General features: G+C 39.6%; 12 protein-coding genes and 2 pseudogenes. 13 read left to right on the top strand and 1 reads right to left on the bottom strand.

The features are described 5' to 3' along the window. Positions 1-56 precede the first annotated feature (56 nt). The 3 genes and pseudogenes from JCM10596_RS25220 to JCM10596_RS11710 all read left to right on the top strand — a co-directional run bounded on the left by JCM10596_RS25220 (position 57) and on the right by JCM10596_RS11710 (position 1,965). A pseudogene (locus JCM10596_RS25220) lies at positions 57-907 on the top strand (amidohydrolase family protein). Positions 908-969: 62 nt separating this feature from the next. Further along, positions 970-1,542 (top strand): CHAP domain-containing protein, encoded by a 573-nt coding sequence (locus tag JCM10596_RS11705; RefSeq protein WP_025027284.1) that lies wholly within the window; start codon positions 970-972, stop codon positions 1,540-1,542. An 84-nt stretch (positions 1,543-1,626) separates the two neighbouring features. After that, a complete protein-coding gene (locus JCM10596_RS11710; RefSeq protein ID WP_439644831.1) occupies positions 1,627-1,965 on the top strand; it encodes a DUF423 domain-containing protein in 339 nt (112 codons plus the stop codon). A gap of 106 nt (positions 1,966-2,071) precedes the next feature. On the opposite strand, the gene JCM10596_RS11715 is transcribed toward JCM10596_RS11710, so the two are convergent. After that, positions 2,072-2,704 (bottom strand): hypothetical protein, encoded by a 633-nt coding sequence (locus JCM10596_RS11715; protein WP_025027286.1) that lies wholly within the window; start codon positions 2,702-2,704, stop codon positions 2,072-2,074. A gap of 214 nt (positions 2,705-2,918) precedes the next feature. On the opposite strand from JCM10596_RS11715, the gene JCM10596_RS30830 reads away from it, so the two are divergent. From JCM10596_RS30830 to JCM10596_RS11765, 10 genes and pseudogenes are all read left to right on the top strand, one after another. After that, on the top strand, positions 2,919-3,053 hold the full coding sequence (locus JCM10596_RS30830) for a hypothetical protein (protein WP_267879695.1): 135 nt from the start codon (positions 2,919-2,921) through the stop codon (positions 3,051-3,053). A gap of 56 nt (positions 3,054-3,109) precedes the next feature. Continuing rightward, the gene (locus tag JCM10596_RS11725) at positions 3,110-4,078 is read left to right on the top strand and encodes a serine hydrolase domain-containing protein (RefSeq protein ID WP_234410486.1); all 969 of its coding nucleotides are present in this window, start codon (positions 3,110-3,112) and stop codon (positions 4,076-4,078) included. Positions 4,079-4,189: 111 nt separating this feature from the next. Further along, positions 4,190-5,364, top strand: a pseudogene (locus tag JCM10596_RS25225) (M20 metallopeptidase family protein). A 160-nt stretch (positions 5,365-5,524) separates the two neighbouring features. Continuing rightward, entirely contained in the window at positions 5,525-6,499 is a 975-nt protein-coding gene (locus JCM10596_RS11735; RefSeq protein ID WP_025027288.1) for a substrate-binding domain-containing protein, read from the top strand. Further along, complete coding sequence (locus tag JCM10596_RS11740) at positions 6,496-7,950, top strand: sensor histidine kinase (protein WP_025027289.1); 1,455 nt, start codon at positions 6,496-6,498, stop codon at positions 7,948-7,950. Before JCM10596_RS11735 ends, JCM10596_RS11740 begins: the two co-directional genes overlap by 4 nt. Next, positions 7,943-9,514 (top strand): response regulator, encoded by a 1,572-nt coding sequence (locus tag JCM10596_RS11745; RefSeq protein WP_025027290.1) that lies wholly within the window; start codon positions 7,943-7,945, stop codon positions 9,512-9,514. Before JCM10596_RS11740 ends, JCM10596_RS11745 begins: the two co-directional genes overlap by 8 nt. 206 nt (positions 9,515-9,720) lie before the next feature. Further along, positions 9,721-10,794, top strand: a complete 1,074-nt coding sequence (gene xylF / locus JCM10596_RS11750) for a D-xylose ABC transporter substrate-binding protein (protein ID WP_025027291.1) — start codon at positions 9,721-9,723, stop codon at positions 10,792-10,794. A 76-nt stretch (positions 10,795-10,870) separates the two neighbouring features. Beyond that, positions 10,871-12,394: a xylose ABC transporter ATP-binding protein gene (locus JCM10596_RS11755; protein ID WP_025027292.1), complete on the top strand. Its 1,524-nt coding sequence runs from the start codon at positions 10,871-10,873 to the stop codon at positions 12,392-12,394. A gap of 5 nt (positions 12,395-12,399) precedes the next feature. Beyond that, positions 12,400-13,572: a sugar ABC transporter permease gene (locus JCM10596_RS11760; RefSeq protein ID WP_025027293.1), complete on the top strand. Its 1,173-nt coding sequence runs from the start codon at positions 12,400-12,402 to the stop codon at positions 13,570-13,572. A 196-nt stretch (positions 13,573-13,768) separates the two neighbouring features. Then, positions 13,769-14,548, top strand: coding sequence for a class I SAM-dependent methyltransferase (locus tag JCM10596_RS11765; RefSeq protein ID WP_234410487.1), 780 nt, complete (start codon positions 13,769-13,771; stop codon positions 14,546-14,548). Positions 14,549-14,625 lie beyond the last annotated feature (77 nt).

Here is a 14,625-nt window from a genome sequence, read left to right on the forward strand (position 1 = left end):
GCAGGATCAAACCTAGCTCCCATACGGGTGCTGAAGATAACTAAAGGAGGAATAGAATGAAAATCATTGATGCTCATATGCATTTTTCAAATATTGCAGAATTTAGAAAAACTGCCTCTGATGTATCCTTCGTTGATTATTCGGTTCGTGGAATCGTCAAAGAATATAAGGAGAATCAAGTTGTCCTAGGTATCGGTATGGGTTTAACGGAGATAGAGAAGGGTGGGTTTCCAGACCCTTCTACTCTTACTCCAATGGGAATGGATTTGGATAAACTTCCATATAATATTGTTTATTGTGCGGGTATAAACCCCTATGATGCTGATCCAGAAGCTTTAAAAAGATTGGAACTTGAGGTACAGAAGAAAAATGTGGTGGGGCTTAAGATTTATTTAGGATATTATCCTTTCTATGCCTATGATGAGGTGTATAAGCCTATCTATGAACTGGCAATGAAATATAAGCTACCTGTTGTCTTTCATACAGGTGATACATATTCGGAGCGAGGATTATTAAAATATTCTCATCCTTTAACCTTAGATGAAGTGGCGGTGAAATATAGAGAGATCAATTTTATGATGGCTCATTTTGGAGATCCCTGGGTCTTAGATGGAGCGGAAGTGCTTTACAAGAATCGAAATATGTATGCAGATCTGTCTGGGTTAATTGTGGGAGATGGAGCGAAGGTACAACGCTTGAAGGATTCCCCCCTCTTTTTTGCTCATGTAAGGCACGCACTTGTCTATACAGATTGTTATCAGAAGTTTATATTTGGCACGGATTGGCCTCTTGTGCCTATCAAGCATATATCCAATTTGTGAAGGAATTGATCCCTGTCGAGTATCATGAAGATGTTTTCTATAACACCGCTCTTAAGGTATTTCCGAAGATTAAAGCTTTTCTATAATGGTACAATGATCTTCCTGTAAAGAATCGGAATACGAACGCTGAACTTGGTAGGTGAATTGAATGAGAAAGAAGTATATCTTGCTGAGCATCACATTCATTCTCATAGTAGGGCTTATGGTTACTTCTTGGTTTGAAGATCAAGACACCATTGGCAAGGAAGTGGATTCGTATTTAGGCATTCCGGTCTATTATAATGGACCGATCTATGAAAAAAGCTACGGTAAGCATTATAGCTCAGAAGGGTATTACTATGGTCAGAAATGGCAATGTGTTGAATTTATCAAACGATTTTACCATGATGCGCTAGACCATAAAATGCCAGAGGTATACGGACATGCTAGAGATTTTTTTAACCTCACACTCCCTCATGGTGCGTATAATGCAGAGAGAGATTTGTATCAGTATTATAATGGTCAGGGAGAAAAACCAGAGGTAAACGATATTCTTGTTTTTCAGGACTCGACCTATGGTCATGTGGCGGTTATCACTAAAGTAGAAGAAGAATATATTGAAGTGATTCAGCAGAACATCTACGGAAAACCGCGTGAAAAATTTGACATAGTGGAGAAAAATGGTCAGTATAGTATTGGAAGTCAAAAAAAGCAACCTGTAGGCTGGCTGCATAAAAAGTAAGATACCTTACATATTCGTTGATAGAGATGGGACAGGAGGAGATCGTTGTTGTTTAAACTCTTTATATTCTTAGGAAGCATTCATATGTTCTTAGCCGTCGCTCTAGGGGCTTTTGGTGCGCATGGATTAAAAAATAAGCTAACGACAGATATGCTGGCGATTTATAATACGGCAGTCCACTATCATATGATTCATGCTCTTGGCTTAATTGCAGTAGGGATCGTGGCTCAGTGGCTAGCAGGATCTACTATGATTAATTGGGCAGGATGGTCTTTCTTTGTGGGCATTCTCTTCTTCTCTGGAAGCTTGTATATACTAAGTGTAACAGGGATTAAATGGTTAGGTGCGATCACTCCGATTGGTGGAGTTGCCTTTCTTATAGGCTGGCTAATGCTTGCTCTAGCGGTATGGAAGCAAGGATAGGTACATCCATGCCATGTATATAGAATAAATTCGAATCTAAATAAATTTGTTATGGAAGCTGATCTCCAAGGTGCTATGATCTCATCGCCTTGGAGTCTTTTTTTATTTATCTCGTACTGCCCGGCGAGGTATAAGAAGAGATCCGTGGCATCTCTTGATTGAAATCAAAGTGGAATCCACCGCCTTCTTTTACTACTACACTCTTAGTAGAAAAAGCAGACTCGGGATGGATCTGCTGATATTGGAGATATACCTTCTCCTTGTCGTTAGCCCCTGTATAACTATCTAAGAAGACAGTGACATTTCCTCTTCTTACAAGGGACTCATCAATCCAAAAGGCAATTCCTTCAGGATTAGTAGGCGGAGTTGCTAATTGGATAGCACCAGATCTTTCTCCCGTAATAGTAGAGTAGAAGGCAGTTAGCTTCCCTTCTTCATCATAACCTTTTATCATCACTTCTGAGATTGGCAATTTCTCCTTTGCGTTGGTCGTGACGCCGATCAGGTCGTAAGGCTCCGAAGCGGTAAGCTGATCCCATGTCCAAGTACCGGAATAGACATATCTCTGTGAATCATTGTCAAAATAAATGTTTTCTGTCCACGTTAGATTTTGATGTTCTTCTTGTACTCCTATTTGAATGCTTAAGAGAGATTGTATACCTAGAAAAAATAATAGGCAACTAGCTAGTAAAAGGCTGCCAGATAATAAGATGAGTAGGATTTTGACGCTTCGTTTCATTTTCTAACATCCTCCCTAAATTTTTTCTATTTTCCTTTTTTGATCTTCTGTATGCTTGCTCTTTTCTGGAAGTTCGAAGAGTCTTCAATAACCATCATTATTAAAAGATAGATTTAATTTGATCATGCAGGTAGGAAAGTTATGTTGGATTATAGAAATATAAAGTTATTGAGGATGTTTATAGATATTATAACAATAAAAGGATGATTAAAGAATGAGAATGCTCATGGTATTTCTTATCATGATATTACTTGTTAGTTGTTCATTGAAAAAAGGAGAAGTAGATCTGAATGTTGAGAATAAAATAATCGAGAAAGAGCAGGAGTCAATTACAGATCATCAGAATTGATACATGAGCTTGAAGCCTTTCAATGGAAAAAAGATTGATAAAAAAGGAGTTCTATAATGACTCAGTTTACTTATCTTGATCCGGTTAATTCAACAAACAAATATGTGAATCAAAGCATGATTGATGGATTTATGAAGAAAATTAAGAACGAAAAAATTGATAGTTGTCTCATCCTTCATAAAAACAAAATCATTTTAGAATACTATAAGAATAATAAGATGAGTAAAAAACAACATGCCATCTATTCTGTAACTAAAAGTGTGTTATCTGCCTTGATTGGTATAGCAATACAAAAAGGTTTCATTGAAAATGTGAATGTTCCTATTGCAAATTACTTTACGGAGTTGCATAAGTCGGGTACTGACCAAAGAAAGTTGGTCATAACGATAGAACATTTACTAACCATGACGGCGGGATTAAGCTGGAATAATAATAAAGAGATGCAAATGAGTAAAAATTGGATCAAATATATTCTTAACAGGCAGGTTGAGAATGATCCCGGAAAATCTATGAATTACTGCTGCGGATATTCTCATTTATTGAGCTCCATCTTACAAAAGGCTAGTGGGATGGATGCTAGTTCATTTGCCCAAAAATATTTGTTTGGTTATCTAGATATTAGAGATTATCGTTGGCTTACAGACAATCAGGGCATTTGTAATGGTGGTTTTGGCTTGTCTATGAAAGCAATTGATATGCTGAAAATCGGTTCTTTATTTTTGAATAAGGGAAGTTGGGGTTCAAAACAAATCCTATCGGAAACGTGGATAGAAGAATCTATCAAACCTAGATTTTCCATTGATGATCACTCGAATATATATGGTTATCATTGGTGGGTGTTGTCAGATCGTGCAGAACAAGAAACGGGACCTATGGTGTTTTATGCATCAGGTTATGGAGGGAACTACATTATAATTGTCCCTGAGTTTGAAATCGTTACGGTATTTACAAGCCGTATGTTCGAAGAGTCATCGAAACCGAAGCAGCTATTTCTGGATTATATGCTATCTGCTTTTCAAGGCTAACTTTCTTTTTTCGTATTCCTAAATAGTTATTTTTCTACTATAATGATAGTAGACTAGATATAGATGAATAGCGACTGTGATCACCATTTTTAAGATAATGGGGGAGTGAAGATGCAACAATCATTGTTTCAAAGATTAGAAGAAATCTATCCAGAGCTTGTTGATTTTCGAAGAGATTTACATATGTATCCTGAGCTGTCATTTCATGAGGAGAGAACACCTGAAAAAATTGCTCAGTATTTAGAGGCTTTAGGAATTGAAGTCCGAACGAAGGTAGGAGGCAGAGGAGTTGTTGGCTTACTCCGTGGAGGGAAACCAGGTAAGACTGTTGCGATTAGAGCTGATTTTGATGCCCTTCCGATTCAAGATGAGAAAGAAGTGTCTTATAAATCAAGGGTTCCTGGTGTGATGCATGCCTGCGGTCATGATATTCATACGGCTTCTGTTCTAGGTGTAGCCAAAGTATTAAGTGAGGTGAAGGAACAGCTAGCAGGAAATGTTGTCTTTATCCATCAATTTGCTGAGGAATTAGCGCCGGGCGGAGCGAAGCCAATGATAGAGGATGGCTGTCTGGATGGAGTCGATGTGATTTATGGGGCTCATGTATGGTCGACGGAGCCTTATGGGCAGGTCAGCTTAAATGAAGGCTATATCTTAGCCGCTGCTGATGAATTTGAAATTGAAATTACAGGAAAGGGAGGACATGGAGCGACACCCCATCAGACGGTAGACTCTCTCGTTGTGGGAAGCCAGCTTGTCTTAAACCTGCAACAGATTGTGAGCCGTAAGGTCGATCCATTAAAGCCTGCTGTAGTAACAGTGGGATCCTTTCATAGTGGAAATGCGTTTAATGTCATCCCTAATACCGCTTATTTGAAAGGAACTGTCCGAACCTTTGATGCAGATGTAAGGGAAATGATTCAAAAGGAAATTGCTCAAATCGCTAAAGCAACCTGTGAAACATTTGGAGCAGAAGCGAAGGTGAATTATCTACAAGGATATCCTTCTGTATGGAACCATCCCCCTGAAACGGCACGAATCGAACGAATCGCCAAGACCCTACTCGGTGAGGAGAATGTAACTAAAATGGTGCCGCTGATGGAGGGGAGGATTTTGCGTATTATCTTGAAAAAATTCCAGGCTCCTTCTTCTTAGTAGGTGGAGGGAATCCAGATATTAAGGCGACCTATCCTCATCATCATCCTCGATTTGATGTGGATGAAAGGGCGATGATCATCGCGGGGAAGGTCTTTATCACAGCGATTTTAGATTATGTAGAGCAATGAAGATAAAGTAGAAAATATAGGTATAATGTACCACTTTTTCCATTGGATGCTCAAAGGAGGAGGTGGTTTTTTTTATGTAATCAAGCTATACTTATGGGTACTAGGTCATTTGTCTAGTTGTTTCAGAGCACATAGACTACTACTAAAGAGGTAGATCCTAATGAGAAAATTTTTTATGTTCATTTTTGTAATTGGATTTATAACGGCTTCGATCTATACCTTTTTTTATCTAAATCTATTCTATCAATCTTCCGCAGAGCGTATCTATGCTTCCACGCCAGAGAAAACCAAATATAGGTTGGCTCTAATTGTACCTGAACTAGGCAATCATTTGACCCATGCTGTCAATGAAGGAGTGCAGGAAGAAGCAGAACGTCAGGAAGTAAGTATGGTTTATAGTACCGCTCAAAAGGGCGCCTTAGATCAGATGGTACGCCAGGTGGAAATAGCGATCGCTTCAAAAGTAGATGGAATTATCACTATAGGCATCGATCATCCTGATTTCAATCAAGTGATCAACAAAGCAACAGCGAAAGGAATCCCTGTGATCACCATCTCAGTAGATGCCCCTCATAGCTTACGAAAAGCCTATGTAGGTACGGATCATTTGCAAGCAGGAAAGCTGCTTGGTTCTCATATTACAGAGGCTGTTCAAGGACAAGGGAAAATAGGAGTTATTGTGGGAAATCGCTCCAGCAGTGATCAGATTCTTCGCTTGCAAGGGTTGAAGGAGACACTGGCTGACTCAGAACATATTCAGCTGATTGAGCTGGCAACAGAAAAAGAAGGCAGGATTCAGGCTTTCGAAAATACGAATGAGCTGTTAAATCGCCATCCAGATATGAAAGCCTTTGTCGGGTTAGCGGCGGATGATGGAGCAGGAATTGTTAAAGCGATACGCAGCAGAGCCAAGTTGGATCAATTTCACATCTTTACCTTTGGTGATACCCCTGAGGTGATTGGTTTATTGCAGCAGGGAATCATAGATGCGACCCTTATACAAGATCCCAAGATGATGGGGCAAAAAAGTGTCCAGCTCATGCTGCAATGGTTGAATGGGGAGAACCTGCCGCTTAAATCTAGATACCATACTCCGATTACGATTCAGGCAAAATATCCAGAGGTTCAAAAATGAAAACCATCCAGAGTAAAATTATTCTTCTGTCACTTATGATGCTTTTGTTTATGGGAAGCTTTTGGATTATTATTAGTTATTTTAATCAGCAATCCATTCATAATTATAATGAAATATTACAAAGATACCTCTCTTTAAATCAAACGCTTACAGCCAGTCAAAAGGCGGTCAAAGAATTAAACAGCTACATGATGGACCCAACGGTTAGAAATTATACTCATTTTCAACGCAGTCGGGATGCTCTCATTGAAGCTAAGGAGCTTGTTCTCCCCTTATCCAATCAACAAAATCATGTTTCCTTAATGAATTATGTTCATCTATTTGAAAGTCAATTAGAATCAATGGATCTAGCGCTGCGTGCGTACCAAGTAGGAAATGATGTGGAAGCTTCGTATCATTTTAATGAAGCGATACAGATCTCTGATTTCGTTGCTGAGGCAACTCTATCTTTAATTCGGACCGAGCTTCATTCCTCAGAAAAGGTATACCTTTCCTTGATCGGACAAAGCATCAATTTAGGGAAAATAGGAATGTGGGCTTTTGTCGCTGTGGTGATGCTGATCCTGCTATTTTCCTTCTGGTTTTCCGCTGGGATTACTCGCCCTATTGGTATCTTGACTCGAGCAGCGAAAGAGGTTTCGAAGGGGAATTTTGACGAGGAGATTAATATACGGACAAGCGATGAAATCTCTTTTCTGGCGGAAACCTTTGATCAGATGAGAGGGAATATTAAGAATTTGATTCATGAAATAAAGAACAAAGCAGAGCTAGAAAAGGAACTTCAGGAGCATCAATTACTGCTAAGAGAAAGTGAGTTAAAAAGCCTACAAGCGCAAATCAATCCGCATTTTCTGTTCAATACCTTAAATACCCTCTCTAAAAAAGCGTATTTAGAGGGAGCAGAGGAAACAAGTAATCTCATTTCTATCGTTGCAGGATTATTTCGGTATAACCTGCGAGACTTAGATCGGCTTGTTTCGTTACAGGAGGAGCTTCACGTCATCGAAAAGTACTTTCAAATCCTCAAAGCCCGATTTCCACGGCGTCTAGCGTATGAAATCGAGATTCAAGCAGATGTAGAGCAAATTCAAATGCCAGGGATGATCCTACAACCGTTTGTAGAAAATGCTTTTATTCATGCTATTGAGCCCTTGGAGGAGGGAGGACGAATCATCCTTCGGGTGACAGACCAAGCAGAATGGGTCGAGGTTCAGATTGAGGATAATGGTCCTGGAATCCCACCAGAAAAAATGAAGCAAATCAAGCAGGCATTAGCCAAGGGAGAAAGAACGGGAGGAACCAGCCATGGTTCAGGAATTGGGATTTCAAATGCCACTAGAAGATTAGCCCTCTTCTATCAACGAGAAGATGTTATGGAAATGAGCAGTGTCGAAGGAGAAGGAACCTGTATCACATTGCGATTGTTTAAAGGGGGAAAGACACATGACTAGAATACTCATCGTCGACGATGAAGAAATTGAAAGAATCGCTCTCCAAAAGATAATAGAAACGGAGATTACCGAGGTTGAAGTGATCGGACAGGCTGAAAATGGCAGACAGGCGATTGAAATGGCGGAGCAGTATCAGCCAGATTTAATCCTCATGGACATCAAAATGCCTGGTATTGATGGCTTAGGGGCAATTGAAGCTATCCAGAAAAAACATGATCAGATCACGTTTATTATTGTTTCTTCCTACGATACATTTGACTATGCTAGACAAGCCTTGCGTTTAGGCGTGAAGGACTATTTAGTGAAGCCTAGTCCAAAGGATGATATTGTTTCTACTATTCATAAGGTGATCCATGAGATTGAACAGAAAAAACGAGAGGAAAAAGACTGGAATAAAGTACAGGAGCAAATTCAGTTTTTGATGCCGATCTTAGAAACAGATTTGGTTACTCAATTGTTATTTGATCATGTGCATGAGGTCCATTTACAAGAAAGTATGGATATATTAGGAATCCAGACGACCGATTTATTTTACACCATGGTTTTATTTTATTCACCGAAAAAAGGAATCGTTGAAGGGCCTAATATGGATGAATTCTACCTCACATTAAAAAGAAAGTTTTCACAGCATGGAAAAGGGTGGATTGGAGCGATGTCGGGCAGTCAAATCCCGATCATTTGTTTTTGGGACAAGACACAAGGCTCTTACCGTTTACAAGCCTCTCTTCTCGCTCGTGCTCTATTACAGCTTGCTCAGCACTATCCTGCGATTCAATTATTTGTGGGGATTGGCGGTGTATACAAAAGCTTTGATGAATTGAAGCATTCGTATCATGAGGCTTTGCTTGCTTCAGTAGAACTAGAATTACCTGCTAAATTTTGTTTTTATGAGGATTTGGTTAACAAGTCGGAACAGAGCGCGCAGATACTGTTACGCATCGAAAAACAAATTCTAGAAGAAATTCGCACAGGAAATTGGGAAGAGGTGACTCAGCAGGTCCTATTCCTCATTCAATATTTTCAAAAGGAGCAAAAAAGTGTTCTGGAAGCACAGCAGAGGATTCATGAGCTGTTTTTAGTCATTTTTCGTATTCTGGAGGAAATGGGTTTTCACTTGGAGAAGCCGTACTTCTCTACTCAGATTAGTCATTATCAGCAATTAAGAACTGAAGCAACGTGTAAGATTGAAAACATCTCCAAATCCATTCTCGCGCTGAAACATTATTCAGAAACGGATGTAGCACAAAAAATAAAACAGTATATCGTGCAGAACTCGGCGACAGATATATCCTTAGAAATGATCGCTGAAAAAGTTAATCTGAGTCCTTATTACATCAGTAAGCTGTTTAAGGATGAATTTGATATCAGTTATATTGATTTCCTGACCCAGTGTCGCATACAAAAAGCAAAGGATCTGATTTGGCAAGGAAAATTGAGCCTAAAAGAAGTCGCTTATGAAGTAGGTTATCGTGATCCCAACTATTTTAGCCGTGTGTTTAAGAAAACATGTGGTGTATCTCCTACACAATATAAGAATAAGCTGCTAAACAGAAACGAAGGGTAGAAGATAGTAGAGAAAAAGCCAAAGCACGAGAAAATCTTAAAAAGTAGCACAAAAGAGTAGCACAAAATGAAAACGTTTTATGAAAGCGCTTAAAATAGTGCTAGTGATTACAAAAAAGTGCAGATGTTTTAGAAAAATAAAGGTATAAATCCATGATACATTAAACATGTAGAAAACAATTAAATAAAAAGAGGGGTTGAAAGTAAATGAAGATCAGCAAATTATTTATGCTATGCCTTATTTTAACCATGGTATTCTCACTTGTTGCTTGTTCAACGGGAGATAATGCTACTCCTTCTAACTCGTCTGGAGATGCTGCCAATAACAATAGCGAACAAGCATCTGACAAAAAGATTAAAATTGGATTTTCTTTATCTACTCTTGCTGAAGAGAGATGGCAAAGAGATCGTGATTACTTTGTAGCAAAAGCAGAAGAATTAGGGGCTGAAGTTCTTGTTCAGGGAGCGAATGGAGATGATACCAAACAATTAGCCCAAGCTGAAAACCTTATCAGCCAAGGGGTAGACATCCTTGTTGTCGTACCTAATAATGCTGATGTATCTGCTGCCATCGTTGAGAAGGCACACGCAGAGGGAATTAAAGTCATTTCTTACGACCGTTTGATTAGAAATTCGGATGTGGACTTATATGTATCCTTTGACAATGAGCGTGTAGGTGAAATGCAAGCGGAAGCGATCACGAAGCTAGCTCCAAAAGGAAATTATGTGTATATCGGTGGGTCTGATACAGATAATAATGCATTATTATTCAAAAAGGGTGCCATGAATGTTCTACAGCCTCTTATTGATAGTGGAGATATTAAATTAGTCTATGAGCAATGGACAAAAGACTGGAATCCTGCAAACGCTTTATCTAATATGGAGAACGCTTTAACTGCGAACCAGAACAACATTGATGCGATTGTTGCTGCCAATGATGGAACAGCAGGTGGAGTTATTCAAGCTTTAGCGGCTCAAGGATTAGCAGGTCAAGTTCCTGTGTCTGGTCAGGATGCAGAATTAGCTGCAACTCAACGTATTGTAGAGGGAACTCAATCTATGACCGTCTATAAGCCTATTAAGCTACTAGCAGAGAAAATCGCTGAATTAGCAGTAAAAATGGCTCAAGGGCAAGATCCAGGTGCAGATAAGGTTGTCAATAATGGAAAGATCGATGTTCCTTCCATTCTATTAGATCCGATTGCTGTAACAAAGGAAAATCTAGATGACACGATTATTGCCGATGGTTTCCACAGCAAAGAAGACGTGTACAAGAAATAAGGTGTAAGGAAGTTGGGAACGGCAAGTGGAACAGAATAACCTCTGTTCCACTTTTTTTAAAGGGAGGAGGAGAACCATGACTGTCGCATTAGAAATGAAGAATATAACCAAAGAATTTCCGGGTGTCAAAGCCCTAAGCAATGTTTCGCTCTCAGTAAAGAAGGGGGAAGTTCATGCCTTATGTGGAGAGAACGGAGCGGGAAAGTCGACCCTAATGAAGGTATTAAGTGGCCTGTATCCTAAGGGAACGTACGATGGAGAGATTCTCATCAATGGAGAAGTGAAAAGCTTCAAAAACGTAAAGGATGCAGAAGAAGCAGGGATCGCCATTATTTATCAAGAGTTAACGGTCGTTAAGCAAATGCAGGTAGGGGAGAATATTTTTCTAGGAAATGAACCCTCCAAATTTGGTGTCATCGATAAAAATAGACTCTATGCCGAGAGTGAAAAATGGTTACAAGAAGTGGGGCTTAAGGGAGTTAGCCCAGAAACCATAACAGGGATTCTAGGAATAGGGCAACAGCAATTAGTGGAGATTGCCAAAGCTCTGGCGAAAAAGGCGAGTATATTAATTCTAGATGAACCGACGGCTGCTTTAACAGAGCAAGAAGTGAAAATCCTACTTAATATTTTGCGAATATTCAAACAAAAAGGAGTTACTTGTATTTATATTTCACACAAACTAAATGAAGTTTTTGATATCTGTGATACCGTCACAGTGTTACGGGATGGACAATCGATCGCTAGCTATCCGACCTCAGAATTGACTGAGGATAAAGTCATCTCTCTTATGGTGGGACGCGAGATTAAGGATCGTTTTCCACGAATAGAACCCATTCTAGGGGATGTTGTCCTATCCGTTAAAAACTACAATGTTTGGAATCCAGATCAACCAGGAAAGAAAGTCATTCACAATGCTAACTTTGAAGTTAGAAAAGGAGAAATTCTTGGTATTTCTGGTTTGATGGGATCAGGTCGAACAGAACTAGTGATGAGTTTATTTGGAGCTTATAGAGGAAAGAGCGACGGAGAAGTCCACATTGATGGAAAACAAGTGAAAATGGATCGCACAGAAAAAGCAATCCAGCATGGCTTAGCGCTTGTATCAGAGGACCGTAAAAAATTTGGGCTTGTGTTAAATATGGATATTAAGAGTAACGTGACGATGTCGAGTCTGAGAAGTATATCGTCCTGGGGTTCCATTAATAAGAATGAAGAGATTCAAAAGGGAAATGAGTATATTCAATCATTGAAGGTGAAAGCCAATTCAGTGGAAACCGTTGTAGGGACCCTGAGTGGAGGAAACCAACAAAAGGTGGTAATAGGGAAGTGGCTCATGACTCAGCCTAAGGTGCTCATTTTGGATGAGCCGACTCGTGGAATTGATATAGGAGCCAAATTTGAAATCTATAATATTATGAACGAATTAATCAAACAAGGTGTAGCAATAATTATGATTTCCTCTGAGCTGCCAGAAGTGCTAGGGATGAGTCATCGTATTCTCGTCATGTCAGAAGGTCATCTTGCCGGTGAATTTGATTATAGAGAAGCGACTCAAGAAAAAATCATGCACGTAGCTACAGGTGGAAAGAAAGGATGAGTCTCATGTCAACGAAGACTGAATTAAATACGACAACGAATGAAAGAAAATTGAAATGGTTCAAAATGGATATGCGTGCATATACCATGATAGGAGCGTTATTAACGATTTGGATTCTATTCTCCTTCTTAAGCGATGCATTTCTGACGCCACGAAACCTATCTAACCTATTCCTCCAAATGTCTGTTACCTCCATTCTCGCGATTGGAATGGTGATGGTTATTGTAGCAGGACAAATTGACTTATCTGTAGGATCGCTTGTGGGTCTAACGGGAGGAGTTGCCGCTATCCTCAATGTCTGGTTGGAATGGAACACGATTCCTGTCATCATCGCTACCGTTTTGCTCGGAGCGTTAATTGGACTGATCCAAGGCTGGTGGGTTGCTTATCGGGCTGTTCCCGCCTTCATTGTCACACTCGGCTCCATGCTGATCTTCCGTGGAGCATTACAAGGGATCACAAATAGCCAAACCATTGCTCCTCTTTCTCCAGAATTAAAATCTGTAGGTCAAGCGTATGTTTTACCTTCAATTGGTATCATTTTAGGAATTATAGCTGTGGTTATTATGGCGTTTGTTCTTATGCGTCAACGCTCTTCGAGAGTAAAGTATGGATTTGAAGTAAACCCATTTCCAATCACTATTGCCCAAATGGTTGCGTATGCCGTACTGATCTTAGGATTTGTTTTCCTCATGAATCAATATCGAGGGATTCCTGTACCGTTTATACTGGTTATCTTCTTGGCTATCATTTTCACTTTTATTTCTAAGAATACCGTATTTGGTCGTCAAGTTTATGCCATAGGGGGAAATCCTGAGGCAGCTTCCCTTTCTGGGATCAATATTAAGCGTCGCATCCTGCTGGTTTTCGTTTTATGTAATACGCTTGCTGCTGTTGCAGGTCTAATCTTAGTGGCACGTGTTAATGCAGCGACTGTACAAGCTGGTACGATGATGGAATTAGATGCGATTGCTGCTTGTGTTATTGGTGGAACAAGTTTAATGGGTGGAGTAGGAACCATTGCTGGAGCCATCATTGGTGCTCTTGTTATGGCGACACTGGATAACGGAATGAGTATCATGAACATTGATACCTTCTGGCAGTTAATTGTAAAAGGAAGTATTTTAGTCTTAGCCGTATGGATCGATATCTATAGCAGACAGAAGAAAAAAGCGTAGGCTTCTACGAGTAACTAGAAAACTAAAACTAGGAAGAATATGTTCAACAAAGCCTGTATCTATGATTCCAGTTCATCTATAGATATAGGTTTTTTGTTTTGTCTAAACTTGAAATTTTCTGAAAATGATAGACAAGCTTATAGAAACTAAGATATATTGGTAATTAAAAATAGAGAATATGAAGGAGTTGGAAATAGTGGAGAGAGCAGAAATATCAAAAAATGAGTGGAAAGCACAATTCTATGATTCAACCGTTAATTATGTAACAAAATATGGAGAAGATATTCTTGAACTTCTAGCACCTAAAGAAGGAGAACAAATCCTAGATCTTGGTTGTGGTACAGGACATCTCACAGAGAAAATAGCACAGCAGGGAGCTAAAGTGATTGGAATCGATTTTTCAGAAAATATGATCGAAGAGGCACAAAGACTCTACTCTCACCTAGATTTTCAGGTACAAAATGCAGAGCACCTACAATTAGATGAAAAAGTGGACGCTGTTTTTTCTAATGCTGCTTTACACTGGATGAAAAATGCTTCCGCCGTAACCAATTCTGTAGCTAACTGTCTGAAACAAGGTGGCAGATTTGTTGCCGAATTTGGGGGGCAGGATAATGTTGCCGTGATTATTGAAGCTCTCTATCAGGCGCTCGGAGAAAAGGGCATAAAACGATCAGAGGTGTATCATCCATGGTATTTTCCAAGTGTCGGAGAATATACCAGCCTGTTAGAAGCAAGCGGATTTACTGTACGCTATGTCCTATATTTTGATAGACCTACCTTACTGGAGGATTGTCCTCGTGGAGTGGAGGACTGGATTCGCAATTTCGCTGGAGATTTTGTACAGTCTGTAAGCCCCGAGCTGCGGGAAGAAGTGATCCAACGTGCCGCTGAGTTAACGAAGCCACAGCTATTTCAAGAAGGTCAATGGTTTGCTGATTATTGCCGATTACGTTTTGTAGCTGTTAAAAAATAATAATCCGTATTACAAGTATCTGAATGGAGCCCTCCTGCATAAGTTGTATTAAGCCTTATACAAGTATTTATCATGAT

This window comes from Caldalkalibacillus mannanilyticus JCM 10596 (assembly GCF_000615945.1).
GTDB classification, from domain to species: domain Bacteria; phylum Bacillota; class Bacilli; order Caldalkalibacillales; family JCM-10596; genus Bacillus_AT; species Bacillus_AT mannanilyticus.

Bases quoted from the DNA above. Each gene is read 5' to 3' on its own strand.
- JCM10596_RS11760 (WP_025027293.1), top strand. From the start codon at position 12,400: ATGTCAACGAAGACTGAATTAAATACGACAACGAATGAAAGAAAATTG.
- xylF (WP_025027291.1), top strand. From the start codon at position 9,721: ATGAAGATCAGCAAATTATTTATGCTATGCCTTATTTTAACCATGGTA.
- JCM10596_RS11725 (WP_234410486.1), top strand. From the start codon at position 3,110: ATGACTCAGTTTACTTATCTTGATCCGGTTAATTCAACAAACAAATAT.
- JCM10596_RS11705 (WP_025027284.1), top strand. From the start codon at position 970: ATGAGAAAGAAGTATATCTTGCTGAGCATCACATTCATTCTCATAGTA.
- JCM10596_RS11755 (WP_025027292.1), top strand. From the start codon at position 10,871: ATGACTGTCGCATTAGAAATGAAGAATATAACCAAAGAATTTCCGGGT.
- JCM10596_RS11740 (WP_025027289.1), top strand. From the start codon at position 6,496: ATGAAAACCATCCAGAGTAAAATTATTCTTCTGTCACTTATGATGCTT.
- JCM10596_RS11735 (WP_025027288.1), top strand. From the start codon at position 5,525: ATGAGAAAATTTTTTATGTTCATTTTTGTAATTGGATTTATAACGGCT.
- JCM10596_RS11745 (WP_025027290.1), top strand. From the start codon at position 7,943: ATGACTAGAATACTCATCGTCGACGATGAAGAAATTGAAAGAATCGCT.
- JCM10596_RS11710 (WP_439644831.1), top strand. From the start codon at position 1,627: ATGTTCTTAGCCGTCGCTCTAGGGGCTTTTGGTGCGCATGGATTAAAA.
- JCM10596_RS11715 (WP_025027286.1), bottom strand. From the start codon at position 2,704: ATGAAACGAAGCGTCAAAATCCTACTCATCTTATTATCTGGCAGCCTT.
- JCM10596_RS30830 (WP_267879695.1), top strand. From the start codon at position 2,919: ATGAGAATGCTCATGGTATTTCTTATCATGATATTACTTGTTAGTTGT.